Annotated in this window: 13 protein-coding genes; all 13 read right to left on the bottom strand. The window is 67.1% G+C overall.

The features are described from left to right. Positions 1–40 precede the first annotated feature (40 nt). Positions 41–1,942, bottom strand: a complete 1,902-nt coding sequence (locus tag AB0G84_RS35075; RefSeq protein WP_361330367.1) for an ATP-binding protein — start codon at positions 1,940–1,942, stop codon at positions 41–43. Between the two features lie 520 nt (positions 1,943–2,462). Next, positions 2,463–3,539, bottom strand: a complete 1,077-nt coding sequence (locus tag AB0G84_RS35070) for a Wadjet anti-phage system protein JetD domain-containing protein (protein ID WP_361330364.1) — start codon at positions 3,537–3,539, stop codon at positions 2,463–2,465. After that, positions 3,536–8,050 (bottom strand): hypothetical protein, encoded by a 4,515-nt coding sequence (locus tag AB0G84_RS35065; RefSeq protein WP_361330361.1) that lies wholly within the window; start codon positions 8,048–8,050, stop codon positions 3,536–3,538. Before AB0G84_RS35065 ends, AB0G84_RS35070 begins: the two co-directional genes overlap by 4 nt. 13 nt (positions 8,051–8,063) lie before the next feature. Further along, complete coding sequence (locus AB0G84_RS35060; RefSeq protein ID WP_361330358.1) at positions 8,064–8,864, bottom strand: hypothetical protein; 801 nt, start codon at positions 8,862–8,864, stop codon at positions 8,064–8,066. Further along, positions 8,861–10,396: a hypothetical protein gene (locus tag AB0G84_RS35055; RefSeq protein ID WP_361330355.1), complete on the bottom strand. Its 1,536-nt coding sequence runs from the start codon at positions 10,394–10,396 to the stop codon at positions 8,861–8,863. The genes AB0G84_RS35060 and AB0G84_RS35055 overlap by 4 nt, the downstream gene beginning before the upstream one ends. A gap of 348 nt (positions 10,397–10,744) precedes the next feature. After that, the gene (locus AB0G84_RS35050) at positions 10,745–11,032 is read right to left on the bottom strand and encodes a hypothetical protein (RefSeq protein WP_361330352.1); all 288 of its coding nucleotides are present in this window, start codon (positions 11,030–11,032) and stop codon (positions 10,745–10,747) included. Positions 11,033–11,175: 143 nt separating this feature from the next. Beyond that, positions 11,176–11,880, bottom strand: coding sequence for a helix-turn-helix domain containing protein (locus AB0G84_RS35045; RefSeq protein WP_361330349.1), 705 nt, complete (start codon positions 11,878–11,880; stop codon positions 11,176–11,178). Beyond that, entirely contained in the window at positions 11,880–13,556 is a 1,677-nt protein-coding gene (locus AB0G84_RS35040; RefSeq protein WP_361330346.1) for a hypothetical protein, read from the bottom strand. The genes AB0G84_RS35045 and AB0G84_RS35040 overlap by 1 nt, the downstream gene beginning before the upstream one ends. A 551-nt stretch (positions 13,557–14,107) precedes the next feature. Continuing rightward, positions 14,108–14,707 carry a DNA-binding protein gene (locus tag AB0G84_RS35035; protein WP_361330343.1) on the bottom strand — a complete coding sequence of 200 codons (600 nt, stop codon included), beginning with the start codon at positions 14,705–14,707 and terminating at the stop codon, positions 14,108–14,110. 475 nt (positions 14,708–15,182) lie between these two features. Continuing rightward, positions 15,183–16,088, bottom strand: coding sequence for a hypothetical protein (locus tag AB0G84_RS35030; RefSeq protein ID WP_361330340.1), 906 nt, complete (start codon positions 16,086–16,088; stop codon positions 15,183–15,185). Between the two features lie 200 nt (positions 16,089–16,288). Then, on the bottom strand, positions 16,289–16,864 hold the full coding sequence (locus AB0G84_RS35025; RefSeq protein ID WP_361330337.1) for a hypothetical protein: 576 nt from the start codon (positions 16,862–16,864) through the stop codon (positions 16,289–16,291). A 9-nt stretch (positions 16,865–16,873) separates the two neighbouring features. Next, the gene (locus AB0G84_RS35020; protein WP_361330335.1) at positions 16,874–17,887 is read right to left on the bottom strand and encodes a hypothetical protein; all 1,014 of its coding nucleotides are present in this window, start codon (positions 17,885–17,887) and stop codon (positions 16,874–16,876) included. A gap of 128 nt (positions 17,888–18,015) precedes the next feature. Beyond that, the gene (locus AB0G84_RS35015; RefSeq protein ID WP_361330332.1) at positions 18,016–18,486 is read right to left on the bottom strand and encodes an ATP-binding protein; all 471 of its coding nucleotides are present in this window, start codon (positions 18,484–18,486) and stop codon (positions 18,016–18,018) included. Between the last annotated feature and the right edge of the window lie 95 nt (positions 18,487–18,581).

Below are 18,581 nucleotides of genomic sequence, written 5' to 3'. Positions count from 1 at the left end.
GCGTGTCGCGTTGGTGCGCCGGGGAGTGAGGTGGCAGGCGTCAGTAGGGCGGCTCGTCGATGGCGCCGTCGTCGGTGTCGTCAGGCCACGGATCGCTCTCGGGCCGAGGCAGCCTGCTGAAGGGGTCCGGTCGCGCCGCACTGCCGGTGGCCTGGCCAGCTGCGGGGCTGCCGGTGGTGAAGGTGGGGTCGGCGACTTCGGAGAGCCGGGTGGCCCAGGCGGGGAAGGGGAATTCGACTGCCAGGGGCACCGGGATCTCCGGTTGGGAGACGAACATGGTGCCGGGCCTGGCGAGCGTGGCGCGCTGGCGCTGTGAGGGGGGCAGGAAGCCGTACTCGGGGCGGCCAGCCTCGGCAGCGTCAAGCCGGCCGACGATCTTGATCGAGGAGTTCGACACGATACGCCGTTCCACCTCGGAGGCGGTCTGCTGGGCGCCGATGAGGATAATGCCGAGCGAGCGGCCGCGTTCGGCAATGTCCAGCAGTACGTCCTTGATCGGGGAGGATCCCTCGCGAGGCGCGTACTTGTTGAGCTCATCGACCATCGTGAACAGCAGCCCGCCCGGGCCAGCTTGCTCCTTGCGATCGGTCTCCGCAGCCAGCACGACACCGACAACGAACCGTTGGGCCCGTTCCGGCAGGTTGTGCAGGTCCACCACGGTGACCTGTTGCTGCGAGGTGTCGATGGAGTGCGCAACCGGGCGGTCGGTGCTCGTGTTCAGGTCTCCGCGCAGCAAGGGCCCGAGGGGCCTCTGGGACGACCGCAGCCGCCGCACGAACGCGTTCACCGTGCCCAGGCCGATGGCCGGGCCCGCCCAGTCCGGGCGGGTGACGTCGTCGGTGACCTTGTCAGAGATGAAGTCGATCATCTCCGCCCAGGTGCGGAGGATGGTTCCGTCGATGACGACCGCGCCGTCGTTCCCTGCGGCCTGCGCTTCGCGGCGCAGCCGGCTGGTGACCTGGTGCACGACGATCGTGTACTGGTTCTTCTCGTCTTCGACGTCGGCGAACACGTACGGGAGCAGCTCGCGTTCGCAGAACTCGGCCAGGGTCCACCAGAACGTGGTGACGCCGCTGGTCCTGCCGGTGACGTGGGGGCGGCCAGTGGTGTCACCAGGCAGCGGCGGGGCGTAGAAGCCGGCCGAGGCAAAGGGGCGTGCAGGCAGGCCGAGTTGGGCGTACGCGGCGCGCAGGGTGTCGTCGAGACGGGCGTTGGGCTGGTCGACGAACAGCAGGTCCTCGCCCTTGACCGAGAAGATCAAGGCCTTGGCATTGACCGCACGGGCCCCGAGGGCGCCCGAGGTGAACAGCGAGTGCATCAAAAACAGCGCGAAGCTGGTCTTGGTCGCCACTCCTGAGATACCCGAGATCGATACGTGAGCGCCACGGGTGCCGTCAAGGAACTCAAGGTTGAGATAGATCGGTTCGCCGTCCCGGCCGATGCCGGCGGGGACGCGTGCATCCATCCGGTCGAAGTACAGCGCGGCGTCCCGGGCAGTGCCCGCGGCCCGGATGGCGACCTCGCCGGGGCGTGGCGGGACGTAGCACTCGGGGTCGACTCGAGTGGTTGTGACCTCGGCGATCTCCTGCACGTTCGCCGGCAGGATTCCGTCGGCGATAAGGAACACATCCGAGCCGAACGATGCACCCTCGTGACGAGCGACCACCTCGGTCACCACGCCGGATGTGACGACCGTGCCGCGCCCGGGGATCTCCCGGCGGGTGCTGACCACATCGTCAAGCTGCAGATAGGCGTCAGGGGAAAGAGCAACGTGGAACTTCAAGGGAGTGGAGTCCTCAGTGCCTGCCACCTTGCCCACCTCGTCTTCGGCATCGCCGCTGGTGAGGTGGGCTACAAACGACTGCTGGCCGGTCACGGGGGCAGAACTACGGCCGAATACGGTGCTGTCAGCGCCGTGGAACTCGGCGTCGGTATCGGTCATCGGCCGTTCCCTGTCTCGGTCTCACCGTGTCGGGCACTACCGACTGGCGGTAGACACCGTTTGTCGGGGCACCGAACTATCGGGTGGTTCTGTGAGTACAGACCGTAACTAACGGGATGCCTGCGAGGGGAGGTTTTGCGATAACGGAGAGAAAAAACGGGGCAGGCCGAGAGCCGTGCGCTGAGGCAAGCCGGAGCATATGGACGAGACATCATGCCTGCCCGGCGGGGCCGTAGGGGCCAACGAAAACCTGCAGGGCGCTCCGGGGCGATGACCGCGATGGTGCGCGCGGGGTGGGTCGATCAGGCGAGGCGGATGGCCGGCAACGCCTTCTCGCGGGCTGCTAGCAGCCACGCTTGCGCCTTCAAGAGTGCGAGCGCTCACCCCTGAGCGCATCTTCTGCCAAGCCCACGGCAACCCCAACCACCTGGCGTCAGCTATCAAAGTTGTCCCCACCAGGGAGCAGCAACGCTGAAAATGCCCATGGCCACAGCCTCCAATCGCCGCGCACAGAATCCAGTCAGTTGGGGAATCCGAGGCCGTCCCGCCACTCACTCGCGTCCATGTGTGCCTGCAGAGCACGCGTGCCGACTGCCTCTTGCGCAAGCCGACATCCGGTGGCGAGAAGGGACGCTGCACGCGTTGCCAGGGGCTCGGGGAGCCAACTGGCGAGATCATTGGCCTTCCCCACGGCGAGCGGCGCTTGGCCAGGCTGGGGCACCCCTATGTCGAGCAGCAGCCGGTACAGGCCTGTCGCCGGACGTACGGGAGGCAGTCCGTTCTGCGCAGCCTTTCGGTGTGCACTGGCCGGGATCCGGAGCCCATCGGCGTCGATGTCGCCGAAGTATGCGATCGCCCGTACCTCTGTCATGTCGAGGACTGAGGCAACCGATGCCTCGAATGCCGCCCCTGCGCCCCAGGCCACCCAGCCGACGTCGCCGGGGCCGGCCGTCAGCACGCGAGTGAGGGTGTCGAAGGTGTCGGCGTTCTCCACCACGAGGAGCACGGGGCCGTCTCCGGTCCGGCGGGCTGGCAGGGGTGGGTGCGCGCGGAAGGTGCGCAGGAGTTCAAGCGTGAGCCGGCCTGGTGCAAACAGGGAGGTGCCAAGCAGGGCATCGAGGCGTTTCTCGTGTCCGAGGACTTCGAGAGAACGTTCCCTCAAGGGTGAGACGTCGTCGTCGCGGCCGCAGTCACGCAGCCAGTCGTTGATTGAGCGCAGGACACCAATCTGTCCCAGTGTGAGCCGAGCTGAGGCTGCCCAAGCGAGCTCCGGGCGCCACGCGATCGTGTGAGCCAGCGCTGCGGCCGTGGACGAGGGTTGCGGAGCTGGCAGCGTCAGGCGAGTCGGCAGTGCGGGGGATGCTGACGTGTCCCGGGTGCGGGAGCAGTTGATCAAGCCCGCGGCGGCGAGCGCTTCGAGGGCCTCAGCGAGGTCTGTGCGGCGGCTGGGGCGCATTGCGGAGGCAGCGTCAGCGATCGCGAAGATCTCCCACAACTCAGCAAGGGTGAGAGTTCTTCGCGGCCACTCCTCCAGCGCTGCGGCGAGCCTCAAAGCTCGTGGGGACAGCATGACGTTGCTTGATGTTGAGGGGTTCATTGCCTCTCCCCGGGCCGGCGGTAGACGCGGGTTGCAGTGACCGTGCCTGGCGCTGTGCCAGGGAGGCCGGATTCTTCGTCATCGTATGGATCGGGCAGTTGGGCGCGGACGGTGTCGGCGACTCGGATGTGCTTGAGTCCGGCCCGCAGGTCGGCGTCGTTGCGCATCCGGATCCACAGGGGGAACGCTGCCAGGGCGCGGTCGTCGGACAGTCCAGTCGTGTAGACCAGCTGCACACCCAGGGCCGAGGCCACGCCTTGCTGTAGGTCGAGGAGGTAGGACGCGCTTGCCTTGCCGATCGGGTTGTCGAGGAACAGTACGCCGGAGTGGCGGTTGCGCATCTGGCCTCGTTCGTTGGCTCGCAGCGCTGCCATAGTGCAGTACAGGATGATCGCGGCGGTGAGTTCTTGTCCTCCGGAGAACACGCTGTTCATCTGCTCGACGGGGACGCGCTCGTCGCGCAGGACAGAGTCCGGCTTGAGTACTTCGACGGTGAAGCCTTTGGGGACGGCTACCTCGGCGGAGCGCAGCAGGAGTGTGATGCCGTCGCGCTTTGGGGCACTGCCGCGGGTTCCGATCTGGCGGGTCGCTGTGGCGGCAGCGATGTCGTCGACCAGTTCGCCGATGCGGGCGGCGAGCAGGCTGGGGTCGGGGTCGGTGAAGCGGATGCGGAGGAACTCCTTGTTTTCCCAGTCTCCGAGTCCGGAGGGCAGTTTCGACAGCCGTGATGCGGTGCGTAGGGTTTTGAGCGCCCCGTCCGTGAGCGCGGCGAGTCGCTCGACGATGAGTTTGCGGTGCTTGCTGGCGTTGTCCAGGTCGGTGTTCAGCGTGGCGAGCCGCTGTGCGAGCTGTTCGGCGAATTCTGTGGCGCGGGCGCCCAGATGTTCGCGTCCCAGGCTGATGATGGCCCTTCGGGCAACGTTCGTCATTGTGTCGAAACGAGTTCCGCTGACGAAGTGGACTGCGGCAGCGATGAGGTCGTTGAGTTCATGGTCGGCGGCACTTGCGGCAGCACGGGCGTCACGCAGATTGCGCCGCAGCCGGTCGGACTGCTCGCGAGCGGTCTCTAGCGACTGTTCATAGGGCTCAGCAGTTTCAGGGGCCCGTTCCGTCGTGGAGGGCGACCCCGCCAGTGAGCTGGAGGTGTCCTCAAGGGTCGCTTGCATGGGTTGGAGCACTTCTCGGAAGCTACGGGCGGCTTCACTTGCCTGCTGGGTCTGGCGTTGCAGGTCTGTGGCGTTCCGCGTCACAGTCTCCAGGACCTCTTGCGCGGCACGATGTTCGGCCTGTGCGGTCACTAGGAGCTGGCGTCCCTGCTCTACGGAGGTCGGGCGGTGTGTCTCGGGGAGAGTGATCCACACGTTTCGGTCACGTTCAGCGCCGGGACTAGCGGTGCGCAGCTCGCTGCGGAGCTGTCCGACACGTTCAACCTCTGTGCTGATGGCCGTGGTCAGCCGCTGCTTCTCACGACTTGCCTGGGCGACTGCGGCCTGCCGGCTGGCGCGATCGGCACCGGCTGCTGTGGTGAGCAGTCGTTCAGCTTCGGTAGTCACTTCGGATGCGAGGCTTTCAACGTCGGTGCGGCGCCGGGCAGCCTCAGCCGTGGCCTGGTCTGCCTGTGACAGTAGGTCCTGGCCGACCTCAAGGCTTCGGTAGACGTCGACTGCTGCTGCGTAAGCCTGCTGGAGAGCCAGCAGGCTCTCCTTTGGAACGGCCAAGGCCACCTCGCCGCTGGAGGTGACGACTTCGGCTGCAGCCGCGAGGTGGCGCTCGGCTCGGTCGCGAGCGTTTTCTGCCGTCCGCACGGCCTCCTCAGCCTGCTCCAGATGCTGTTCTCTCTCTGCCGTCGCCTCATCTACGGTGCGGCGAGCAGATTCTCTGGCCTGCTCCAGCTCTCCCGCTCTTCGCTGCGCGTCAGCAGAGCGCTCCGCTCGTGCCGCGAGGCGTTCGAGGGCGCCTGCGGTGTCCGCGACGACCCGCTCCTGTACACGTAGCTCAGTGAGTCGCGTGGAGCAGCCGTTCTCGCGCTCTGCCCACGATTCCACTTCTGTAGTTGCTGCTGTTGTCTGTGCCTGGGCTGTGGTGACGGCGGCGTCGGCAGCGAGGGCCTGTTCGGTCAGCTCGGTGAGACGACCGGCTGGGCAGGCGTTGCGCCAGGCAGCCAGTTCCGCAGCAACATCCCGCGTTCGACGTAGCGCCCTGGTGAGCGTCTCGATGTCCTGGCCGCGGCGGTTCATGTCCTCTCTCAGCTCCGCTCGGCGGGCCTCGGCCGCTGCCTCGTCGAACATCGCCGGATTGGTGTCGATGACGAAGCGGGTACCGGTCAACTCGGCTGCGGTGAGGAGCTGCACGCCGCTGCCGACGGCGATCGCGGCTGCCGGCAGTAGCTCTGCTGCCTCGATAGCAGTGCGGGCTTGCGAAAGCTGCGTGGCGTCGACGAGCACAACGCCGTCTGCGAGTTCGGGATGCGCCGCGATGAGTAGGGCGCGCTCGTCGGCGGCGGCGTTTTGTGCCAGGTACCGCCAGCCGGTGTGGGCCGAAATCCCTGAAGCGCGCAGAACCTCGACAGCGGCCTCGGTCTCGGGTCTGGCTGGTAACAGGCCCCCGTCGCCCAGGGCGGTCAGCAACCGGATGTCGTTGCTCTGTGCGCCACGCAGGCCGTCCAGGCGTTCCTCACGCACGCCAATGTCATCGGCAAGCTGACGGGCGAGTGCTTCGGCCGACGCGTCGAGGGCCTCGGTGTCGAGGCTCTCCACCGCCAGGGCTGCGAGGACTACTTCGTCCGCGGCGAGCCGGGAAGCCTGGGCAGTCAGATGCTGCAACTGCTGTGTCAGCGGCTCCCGCTCGCGCTCTTTGCCCAGCAGTACCTCGGCGGCCTTCCGGGCGCGAGCCTGGGCGGCCTTCAGCTCCCTCGCGACCTCGACAGCATCACGTTCTGTCGCGGCGAGCGCCTCACCCAGCCGGGTTGCGTTCCTTCGCGCTTCCACGGCGGCAGCTGGCACGTCAGTGCCGACCGGGAGAAGTCCCTCGGAGACGGCCTGGTCCACTGCGCGGGCAGTCTCTGTGACCTCAGCCAGGGCAGACTTCTGCTCACTGCGGGCCTTCTCTTCAGCGCGCAGCGCGGTGGTCCGCTGCTCGTCCGCCTCGCCAGCGGCCACCTTGTGCTGTCCGGCCTCCTGATTGTGCCGCTTTGCTCGCGCTCGGTCATTGGCTGCCTCGTCATGCAGCTTCGCCAGGAGTTGGGCTGCCGCAGTGTCGCGTGCGGCCAGGGCGGGCCGTGCGTTCTCTTCGGCGTCGGTGATCTGTTGCGTCACTGCGCGTGCATCAGCGGCTGCTTGATCGCGTGCTTCGACCATCTCGCACGCCGCCCAGCCAGCCAGCTCGAGCTCAGCGGCAGCAAGCCCGTCTCGTGCGGCGTTCTGCTGTTCCTCTGCGACCGCGAGTTCGAGAACAAGCGTCTGACGACGGATTTCGTTGACGACGTCACGCGTGCGATCACGGTCGCTCTCGGACGTACTGGCTTCGGCTGCCGCGGAGTCATACTCGGTGCTCAGCCGTCGGGCAGCAGCCTGCTCAGCGGCGTGCCTCGCTGCAACTTGAGCACTGAATGTCCGAACGTCCTGCTGGGTGCGCTCCAGCAACGTTCGCGCCTGCGTGGCTTTGGAATACGCGCCGCCGACCGGGCGTAGGGCGGCCACGGTGCCGTCGGCGAAGTCGCGCTCCAGCAACATCGCCGAGCGATCGCCGACTGTGGTTGCGTAGCTGTCGAAGTTCTCCGCCACGCTGACCGCATCGGCCGGGTCCATGACGACTGTGAGCAGCCAGTCGACGAACTCTTTGCTGCTCTTGAACTTGAACGCGCTGGCCGCCTCCCCTTCATCGGCGTTCATCTGTCGCTGGATGGCGAACAGGTCGGGTTCGATGCGCAGGCTGCGCAGGTGTTCGAGCCACTCCCCCTGGTGGGAGCCGATCCAGGCCAGCTGGGTGGCGGGGTGACTGCGGTCAATCTCCTCCAGCGCTTCCTGAAAACCTCCCAGTCTTAAGCGGCGGCCGTCGGCGGTGAATGGCAGCGTGGCCACCTCTACGGCGGCGGTGGGGCGCAGCGACCACCATGCCTCACTGAGCTTGCGGCCGTCGCTGGTGCTCGTGCGCCGCCACTGGTAGGTCTTTCCCGTGACGACCCGCTCACCGGTTTTGACGTGCATCCACTCCAGTACGACATGCCCGGCGTCCTCACCGACGACGAATTTCTCCAGGACGTCTGACGCGCCGCCGAGGGTGTTGCGTTTGCCGGGAAGGACCACGGAGAACAGCAGTTTGAGCAGCACACTCTTGCCGCCGCCGTTTTCCAGTAAGAGCAGGCTGTAGGGGCTGGGGCGGCGCGTCGGTGCATCAAACAAGGTGCCTGCGCCGATGGGCGCTCCCACATCGGCGAAGTTCAAGGTGACGTCGGTGAAGCGGGCTCCACGTGGGCCCACGCCGAACATGCGCACTCGGTTGAGTTCGTACATAGCCATCCCTCCCCTACAGCTGGGCAATGTCGTCGGGCGCCCATTCGACGGCGGCCAGCGTGCCCGTCCCGTCGGTGATTGCGGTGATGCCGAGTGCCAGAAGCTCCTCGAACATGATTGCGCCGGCCTCCCGGACCTGTGCCCGATAGCGCGGCGTGGTGCGGTAGGTACCGCCCCGTGCGTCGCCGGTGCGTACGAGCAGGCCTTGGTCGGCGAGGAAGGCAAGTGCTTTGCTGACGATGCCTGTGGTGGAGCTGGCGAGTTTGCGCCCGTCACCGGTCGCTCCGGTCCGGGCGCGGCGCGTATAGACCCGCCACACCGTTTCCAGTCCCGGGCGGTCGCTGGAAGGGTCGGTGTCCTCTCCTTCGGCCGTCGCGTTCTCGGCGAGCGCCGTTGCAGCCTGTCGTACGAAGGCCTCGACTCCCTCCACGGTGATCCGGCCGAGGTAGCTTTCGTCGGCCAGATCGGCTGGCCGGGGGAAGGCAAGTGTGGCGGCACCCAGGTGAGCCAGGGCGTGGAGCACCCGCTCGTGCGCTTTCCCCTCGCCGCCGGTTCGGCGCGCGTAATCGGCCATCCGGATGGCGAACACGCTCTCTTCGGTAGAGGCGACGACCACCCCTGTGCGCTCGGTGACCTCGAGGATGACCAGGTCCAGCCCCCGGGCAACGGCGGCGGTGACGGCGGCGAACTCGTCGTCGCTACGGAAGCGCCGCACGAGCCGTCGGTATTCCTCGTCGCGGGAAGGAACGAGTTTGGGCCGCAATCCGAACCCGACCAGCCGGGAGGCTTCGGCTGCGGTATCTGAGGCGCTCATGCGGCTCCCCTCTCACGCGTAGCAGGGATGAGGCCTGCGGGGAGGGCACCCACGCCTGCACCTTCGTTGTCCGAGTCACTGGCGTCGGCGGAGTAGGAAAGCCCGGCCCGGGCAACGATGAGGTCGGCGCCAGCGAATTCAGGGTCACTCAGCGGAGTGCCGTCATCAACGGCGATGAGGACCGAGGCCGCGCCGTGTCGGATGGCGGGGCCGATCTCTTGCGCCGCGAGTGCGAGAACCCGCACGACCACCAGCAACGGCAGCTCAGGGTGCAGTTCGCGAGCTTCCTCCAGCAGACCGGACAGGCGTCGCGGGGCCTCCACGTCCAGATTCAGAAGCCATTCCAAGTGCTCGTAGCACTCATCCGGGAAAGCCGGCAGTTCTGCCGCGTCGGACAGCTCAGGATCCTCAATCTCACTCCCCACCACTTCCCGGATCACCGGCGGGGTCACCAGCAAGGTGAACAGGTCAACCAGTCGCAGGGCCGGACGCACGCTCAGGCCGGCCACCCGCGTGAAGTACGTAGCAAGCACCCCCTCGGCGTCGCAGACGGGCAAGGTCATTGCGGGCTGCAGCAGTTGAGCGTGCAGGTCGAGGTCGGCTCGTGTCGGCTGCGGTGCGAATGTCTGCCGATCCTGCTCGGCCCGAAAGCGCCGTCCCGCGTTCTGCAGCGCTGCCTGAAGTTGCTCGTGGCGCCGCAAGCAATCACGGACGATCCCGACGAGCCTCGCGGCCTGCTGCTTGCGGACCGGCGTATCGGCGGTGTCCCGCGCTTCTGTGATATTCACCAGGATGGCGTTCTCCGCTCGACAACGGGCCTCGATGTGCTCAAGAGCCTCCTCGATAAACGCCGGCATGGCGCTCAGCCAGTCCACAGTGCGCACGTCGCGGCTGGTCGCCTCGAGCCGCTGGCGCAGCATCTCGCCATACTGGATCGTCCGGTACCGCGCGGCCTGAGCCGCAGCTTGGGCGTCGGACAGCCGACCGCGCCGAATCAGTGTCTCGAGCCGCACATCCGCGGCAATCTGCGCCGACTCAATATCGACCTCCAGCGCGCCGACCAGGACGTTAACCGCCTCATTCGAAGCACGTAGATAGATCCCGCCGTCTGCCCCCGGAACCTCCTCGAGAAGTTTGAAGTCGAAATCGCGCCGCTCGTAGCACCCATCCGTGCCCGTCATTCCGTAGACGGCACGAAAGCCGCGATCAGCCGATCCCACATTGAGCAGGTTCTCAAGCACCCATCCAGCAGCGTGCTCATGCTCATCCGCAGAGCGGTCTGGTGCCTGTTCGGCGGCGTACCGGGACAGATCCTCAATGGTCCGCTCGGGAGAAGCGCCGGCATCGAAGTCCATCGCGAGGGTCACCAGATCGATCGCGTGCAGTGCGAGCTCGCTCATCTGGTAGGCGGTCAAGTCGGCTGTCTGTACAGATGACTTGCGGGCATCTAGATCGTGCAACGGTGCGGTGCACGCCAGCGCTTTGATGCGCTGCGCGAAGCCGGTGTCTAAGGGTGCAGGTGCGGCATCCACTCTCCAAACGGTAAGCGGGAGCACTGACAACGGGGGCCGCATTGCCGAAGTTGTCAACGAAGCTGGCCGAGATCAAGGCAGAACGCCCTGGTCATGACCCTCGCTCCAACCGCAGGCGCCACGGGCATACGTCCGCGTCCGAGGGAGACTCCGTCCGGAAGGCTGAAGAGAATGCCGCTGCCCAACCTGCGGCCAGGAGCATGAGGTCGTCCTCTTCCAAGGCCAGCCCCCATAGCGCCTCGCCGCGACCAGGGCGTTCGCCGTGTCCGCGCCTCCGCCATCCATGCCACCCGCCACCGGGAGTTGCTTGACGGCGCCCTCTCAGGCGCGCTTGGGGCCATGTGGGCTTCAGCCCTTGAGGTATGGCCGCAGATCCTCTGGCCGGACCGGTGGACCCTTGGGGATGTGGGGGCGGCGGTGCACCGGGTCGATGTCGTCCGCATAGCTGAGTGCCCAGGTGATCCACTCCATGACGGACTGCTGCTCCTCCGGGCTGACGGCCGGCGTAGACGAGATGTACTGGTGGAGGGCGTCGCAGTAGGCGCGGATTCGGCCGGCCTCGTGCCAGGCATCGGTCTGCTCGCGCAAGGCCTTCACTCGGAGGTCCTGGAGCAGGTCGATGCGGGCCTGCTCCATCGCTTCCTGCCAGCGGCGTCGGGTCTGGGCGCGTCTGCCGACAGGTAACAGCACCGGCCACTGGCCCGCGACGTAGCCCTGCCGAACGGCCCGTCGTATCGGTGGGTTCGCGGACCAACCACCGGTACAGCATTGGACATGCGTCAGAATCGACGCCAGGTGCGGATCTCCAAGTGAGTGATGTGGGCGTCTGGATGGATACGGCCGGTTTCCACGAGCCACTGCCGTACGGCGGCAGTGACGTCGCCGGAAGCATCGTCGACGCGGCGGGCGAAGTCGATGGCGTCGAACCCCCCGGTGGTGGCCGACCCGTAGGAGCGTTCCTCGGTGTGGTCTGCGCGCTGGATGACGTCACGGCGGATGCCGGGTGAGTCGGTGCGGCTGCCGGAGGCGTGGATGTAGGAGGTCTTCGGCATGCGGACGGTGAAGGCCAGGCGCAGGCCGCGTCGTGCGGCTTCGGCGATCAGGGGGCGCAGGCGGGTGGAGCCGGAGGTGATGGCTTGGGCGCCGGCGCGGCCGGTTCCGGTTCCGGTGGGGGTGATGAGGATGGCTTTGGTACGCACTCGGGCGCGGGTGCCATCAGCTGTGGTGCGGCGGGTGATGTGGGGGGCAGCCAGGGCGGTGAGTTCATCGATGTCGGTGATGCCGCCTACTTGAACTGCTTCGAGGACGTGGGTGAGGGCGGGTACGAAGGCGGCACCTTTGTGGCGTGTGTAGAACTGGGAGACGAGGGAGGGGTCGCGGTTGATGATGCGGGCGATGTCGCGTTTGGTGTAGCCGGCGGCCCGGAGCTGGTCGGAGAGCTGGGCTGCTTCGTTCAGTTCAGGGGTGCGGCGTTTGGGTGGCATCAGGCGTCACCGCCGGTTCGGGTGCGGTGGAAGGCGTGGCGTCCGGCATCGCGCAGGGCGAGGAGTTCGTCTTCGGTGGTGGGTGCGGGCAGGGGGCCGGCAAGGTGGCCTTTGTAAAGGTATTCGCCGGGCTGTCCGTGGTAAGGCCAGTTTTGGGATGCGGTGAGGTAGATGGCGTCGGTGCGGAAGGCGACGACGGTGCCGGGGGGTGCGTGGAGGGCGCCGACGTGGGTGTTGTCGTCGCGCATGCGCATGGACAGCAGGGCGGCGCGGGCGCCGGACCAGATGGTGGCTGCCCATTCGGGGTGGGCGTTGGGGTCGCGGGAGAAGCCGGTGGGGCGTTGCCAGGTGACGTGGTCGTCGTCGAAGCCGATGATTTCGGCGTCGGCAGGGATGTCGCGCTCGGCGGTGCGGGGGGTGGTGCCGGTGACGGTGCGGGGGCGTTGGGCGAAGGAGCCGATGCCATACAGGAGCAGGGAGCGCACCGCGCGGGAGGCGAGGTGGGCGGCTTGGCGGTGGGTGGGGTCGCCGTGCAGGTCGGCTTGGGCTGAGAGGGATGCCCAGGCTTCCTTGAGTTTCTTGGACCAGTCGTCCAGGGGCTTGCCGTCGTCCCACAGCAAGCCGTCGAGGATTTCGACCTTCCACGGGGCCAGGGGGTTGGACAGGGCAGTGTAGACCTCGGGGCCACCGGCCCAGGTGGTGAAGGTGGTGCCGGGGGTGCGGGGGTAGTGCCAGGCACGTTCGCCGGGGGCCGGGGCAGGAAGAATGCCGACGTGGTTCCAGCCGTCGGGGACGGTTACACGTACCTGCCAGTGGCCGCAGCCGAAGAGGGCCTTGGTCTGCTCTTTCTCGCTCCAGGAGGCGAAGGTGGCGGCGGTGATGCGGCGGGGGGCGCCGACGGGGGACTTCCAGGTGTGCTTGGCGTAGGCGAAGGTGCGGTCGTACTCGACGAGGGCCGGCAGCTGTTCGGGGACATCGGGTGGGGTGATCAGTTCGGTGCGGCCCTGGCCGGCGGTGGCGTGCAGGAGGCCGCGCAGTTCTTCGGACAGGACGGGGTAACCCTCAGAGAACTGTCCACGGGCGGGAATGGTGCGGGTCCACAAGTCGCGACCAGTCTGGGAGGGCGAGCCCATGATGACGGCATCGGGCCAGTGAGCGCGCAAAGCCTTCCACAGCAGGACGAAAGCATCACGGATGGTGGTCGGGTCGGCTCCGTCAGGGTCGAACCACTCCCCCACCGACCGGATCTCGACGTGCTGGTCTGCGCCTTCGCGCTGGTAGCGGCCAACGGGATGGCGGGCGTGGACGAAGTGCCCGGCCATGCGGTCCTTGCCCCGGCCGGTGTCGGTGCGCCAGCCCTCGGTCGGGGCATTCAGCCATGCGGCGACGGCATCACGCAGGAACGGGTAACGCCCGACATCACGGTGCCAGGGATCGCCCGCGGTGATGTAGATCCGCTCCACCCCCTCGGGAACGGTGTGAAAGACGGCCTGCAGGATGTCGCCGGCGGAAGCGGAGGCCAGATCGAGGCGCGTGGCCTGGTCACGGTAGACCAGCATGCCGGTGGCAGTGTCGAGGAAAGCGGTGGAGCGGGCCTGCTGAGTGAAGTTCGGCCGGGTCGAGGCCAGATTGGCGGTGTGACCGACCCACCGGTCGCCCTCAGGCCCCTCCGGCAAGGACGGCAAGGACCGCGGCATGCCAGCAGCGGCCAGCGGGGACGGCGCGCTTGCCGGAGGTGGCGGTGAGGCGGCCGCGGGCTCACTCGAGGCCGGGGCGGCGTGGACCGTGGCAGGAGGGACCTCGACCTGGGCCGTCGCGGACGGGGCTGCGTCGGCGGGCGCCGGTGTCCGGGGGCCGCGGGCCATGGACGGAGCAGCTGCTCCCGGAGCCGGCTCAGGCGTCTGTGCGGCGGGAGGTTCCTCAACAGGTTGCGCGTGGACGTCAGGGGCGGGACTAGTCGGCGCAGGCTGCGCGCGGGCGGTGAGGCTGTCCGGCGCCAGGATGGGGGCGATGGCGACGACTTCCGCGAGGCTCATGCCGGCCGCTGGCGCGATCCGCTCAGCCTTGGCTTTTTCGTACCCGGCCAGGGCGGTTACGCGGCGGGCTCGCTCCGTCTCAAGCTTCGCCACCTCAGCCTGCTTCTTCTTGATCTCGTCACGCAGGGTACGCAGTTCGGCGAGAGCGGCAGTGTAGGCCTTGCTGTCCATCGCAATCCCTTTGAAGTGGGTTAGTTAACGGCGTTGCCTGCAGCGACATAGGCGATCGCCCCGCCAGAGTGAGAGGCAAGGCGGGTGCCCAGCAGCAGGTCTGCGACGGCGCGGTCCTGGGCTGCGGGAGCAGTCAGGTGTTTCGTGGGGCGGGTGAGGTCAGTGATGTAGCCGGCCAGGACAGCATCGGGAAAAGCGTGTCGGCCATGCTCGTTCTTCTCCCAGCGGGACAGTCCGGTGAGGACGGCGACGACATACCCGGCAAGGGTCACCGGCAAGATTTCCCCAGCTGCGACGCTCGCTGCGTCGCACCGCCACCAACCGCGCAGCGCCTTGAGAAGGTCTTCAGGCGTGAGGGAGGCTGCGAAACCGATCCAGTCACGTTCCGGATCATGGGCCCGTTGAGCGACGTCCACCCGCAAGACGGCGATCTCCCGGACGTCCAGCTGATCCAGGGGGGCGCTGTGCCGTGCACCGAGGGCTTGGACCATCCCGAGGGGGGCCATGACGCGTACGCCTCGGCGTGACAGTCCCGGCAGCAATTCGGCACGCACGAGACGGCGGAACGTGGTCACGGCACAGCCAAGTTCTTCAGCAGCCTGACCTGTTGTCAGCAGCACATGCACTCCAGCAAGCGGGATCAGATATCTGATTCGGCTATGACACTAGCTGCATGAGTAAGCCGGGTCAAAGAAAGGCACATCAATATCTACAGGCCACAGAGCCGGGAGCGGAGTGATCCGTGGCTTGGCCCGTTGACTGCTTCAGCCGGGACGCTGCTCTGCGGCCCATGGCACTTCCCCACCTGCTCCGAGCGACGCAGCGGGGTCGTCGGTCGGGTGAGCAGGCAGCGAGGCTGAACGCTGCGGCAGGCGTCGGCGGAAGTCATAAAGGGCGGGTGCGTGAGCCGACGCTCGATAGTTGTCACCTGCAGATCCGGATGAGGTGGCGAATGAGACCGGGCGAAGCGTTCCGGTTGTCACCAGTGAGGCAAGCGGTCTGTCACAGATGATCATTCGTCAGCTTATCTGTCACGAAGAACGGGCTCCTGTGGTCTTCTGCGACGTCGTGGTAGGGCCGAAGTCGGACCCTAGGTCAGGCGATGACGTAGGGGATGAAGGCGACCTCGGTGCGGGTGGCCTGGCCCGGGGTGCCGCTTCCCCGGATCATGAAGGTCCACTGCTGGCTGTCGTCGGCGCGAGTGGCGTCGGTGGACTCGTAGCCGGGGTGGTTCTGGATGGTTGCAATGGCGTCCGCGATCCGGGCCTGCGGGTCACCGGCGCGGAAGAAGGTCAGCAGCGCCGTGCGGACGGTGTCGGTGTCCGTGTAGCGAAGTAGCTGGTCAAGCGCACCAGTGACGGACTTAGGTCCGCGCCAAATCTTGCATTCGCATATGACGATGTTGCGGTTGTTGATGCGGATGAGGATGTCAGTCTTGCCCTCGCCATTGAGCGTCTCGCCGGTTGACTTGCCCTCGAAGTAGCCGTTCAGGGCGATGAGCTGGATGTCGCGGAGGCGTTCCTCCTCCATGCCGGCGGTGAGGAGGTGGGAGCGCTGAGTCTCGTTGCGGGCGTTGCGCAGGATGCGGAGGGCATCGGCGTACGCCTGGGCGGCATGCCGAGAGTGTTCGGGCCGCCACTCCCCTATCGGGAGGATCTGGAAGGTAGGACTGATCTGAAAACCGTCTCGGGTGAACTCCCGGGCGATGTCGTTGTAGAAGCGCTCCACGCCTGGCGTGACGCCTCCGGGCCCGAAGAACGCAACGAGCATCCCCTCGAACGCGGACAGGGCGCGCTGTGCCTGGTCGGTGTCGGTCCAGTCGATGCCATCGACGTACGAGTCGAATCGGGCTTTGCGCGCCCCACCCGAGCGGGGTTCCAGCACAGACACCTGACGGAAACCTTCGGCCTCCCAGCACGCGGAGAGTTCGTCGAGCCCGATGGTCGAACTGATCTCCCGCATGCGGTTCCGGGAACGGGCGCTGACTATGTCCTTGGCCATCCGTTCAGCGTATGGGCTGGCCCATGGTCGGGAGTGAGTTTCCGCGCGAAGCCCGGCAGCCGGCACGGACCTACGGCGGCACCCCTCCCTCACGACGGCTTGTCGGCGCCAGCGCCGAAGGTGACAACAAGCCTGCTGTTGTGACACCTATCGTGCTTCGGCTCAACAGGGTCTTGTCTGCCCGTGGCAGGTGGTCGGGTTCAGTAGGAGAACTCGATGTAGTCGATTTCGGTGAGTCGTACCGCGTGCAGGCCATTGGGTCCTGGTGAAACTCGGAAGTACGCCTCGCCGACCCCATCGGCAACGATGCTGCGAAGTTCCTGCTCGCTGGCGCCGTGGTGTCGGGCCTCGAGCAACCGCGCCGGGTACGGGTGGTGCAGGGGCTGCGACAGGGAGCGGATACGGCCGTCGTCGGAGGACCCTGCTGCGGCGTTGAAGCCAAACCAACCACGAAAGTGCACCCACAGGTTGTGCTGCTGATCGCGGACTGCCCGGTGGGCCTGGCGGCGGATACGGGGCTGCCACAGCCGGATCACTTCTTTGATGATGGCCCGGCTCAGCGCCTCGTTCGGTGCGGTGGGTTGGTTGGTGAGGAGGCGCTGCAGGGTCTGGGGAGTGGTGTTCAGGCGGCCGGCCAGGGTGGCGAGGTCTGCGCTGCGGGAGGCGAGAAAGCGTAAACGGGCCCGGTCCGAGCGCGGGGGCTGACGGGTCCAGTGGTGGCCATCGGCGATGTCGAGGGCTTCTGCGACGGAATCGGTGTAGAGCTGGTCGAGCATAGGTGTCCTTCAGAGAGCAGGGAGGCCGCGTAGCTGGCGGACAGTCTCCGTCAGTGGGACGGAGGTGGAGATTGTGCGGGATCGGCGGTTGGGCGGGGTGGGCCGGAGTCGGCAGGCGTGGAGTGCCTGGTCAATGTCAGCGTGTTCCCAGTGAGGGACGGACAGTGGGTTGGGTGCGCCGGGGTGGCCGCGCAGGGCCACGAGGTGGCGGGCAGCGTCCATCAGTGTCATTGTCCAGGCTGGCAGTGCGGGGAGGCCGTTGCTCGTCTGGGTGTGGAGGGCCTTGATCTGCTTGCTGTTGTATCCGGTCAGTGCTGCCAGGGCGACGCAGGCGGCGTGGACGGGGTGGGCGACGCGGGTGTGGATGCGGTCGGCGATTTGGGCGGTGTGGGGGTGGAGAGGGTCTTGGTGCGGTACGGGCAGGGGCGGCATGGGACCAGGGCACAGGGGCGAGGGTGCGAAGGCGAGAAGGACGGGCTTCAGAGGCTGGGGTGGCATGCGGAACTGCAGTTCGTCGTCGCGTGGCGGGAAGGGTGCGCGGTGTTGCCACCACGGGTAGCCGGCGGGTTGTCGCGGGCGGGTCTGGGGACGCCAGTGGGAGGCTGCGGCACGTCTGTTGTCGAGGATCCAATGCTCGATGGTGTCCAGCAGGCTGAGGGTCGTCACTGGGATGGGGCCGTTGCACAGCAGGGTCAGGTGGATGCCGGTGCGGGCGCTGAGTGCGAGCAGTTGCTCCCATTGGCCGGTGCTGAGCCGGTGGGCGCGGCAGATGGTTAGGTGGCTGATGTCCAGGGTGAGCATCCAGGCTGTGGTGATGCGCCAGGTGCGGTCAGAGTTGGTGGCCCATGCGGGCAGGCCGTGGTCGTCGTCGGGTAGAGGCAGGTGTTTGCCGAGGGCGCGGATCAGGTCGTGGGCCAGGTAGGGGCCGTTTCCTGCAAGCGGGGTGGGGTGAACTGTGATGCGTCCGTGGCGGGGCTGGTGGGCGTCGAACGCCAGGCGCATGTAGTCCTGTTCGTCTTGCATGGTGACGACGAGGGTGACGGGAGGGAGGGTGGTGTGATGGCGGGGTGGCCAGGTCGGGCTCCACTCGCGGTCGTGGAGTGGACTGTCCGGCTCGGCTGAACCGGAGCCGGAGGGGGGCGGGTGGGGGGTCATCGCTGCTCCGGGCGGGGAGTGAGGTGGCGCAGGAGTGTGACGGGGTCGGTGCGGTCGGGTCGGGTGGTGGTGCGGTGGGTGAGGGTGGCCCAGCGGCGGAAATTGCCGTGGGCCCACATCTGGTCGAGGTGCAGGAGCAGGGCCGGGTCGATGGTCTTCCAGTGGGGGTGGAAGGCGGGGATGACGGTGGTGATCTGGGCGGTATCGAGGGGGTCGAGGTCGTGCCAGCAGGTCACGCGTGAGGTGAGCATGGCTGAGGTGCGCAGGGCGCGGATGCGGTGGCTGCCGGCGGCCAGCACGATGGCGATGCGGGTGTGGGGGTCGTCGTAGAGGTAGCGGAGGTACTCGAGGCAGGAAGCGGAGAGTTGGTGGGCTTCGTCGATGGCCAGTAGCCGGGGTGGGTGGTGGAGGGCGTGGCGGATGAGGTCGTCGCTGGTGCCGGGGTCCTTGGGTGGTGGACCGGGCATGCCTAGGAGTTGTCTTCAAATGTCACGCCCACATCAGGAGCGATGCGAGAGTGACGGCTGCTTGGTAGGACTCGGCGGTCTTGTCGTAGCGGGTG

This window comes from Streptomyces sp. NPDC020742 (assembly GCF_040641675.1).
Lineage (GTDB): Bacteria > Actinomycetota > Actinomycetes > Streptomycetales > Streptomycetaceae > Streptomyces.
This window is presented reverse-complemented; position numbering and strand designations above follow the sequence as displayed.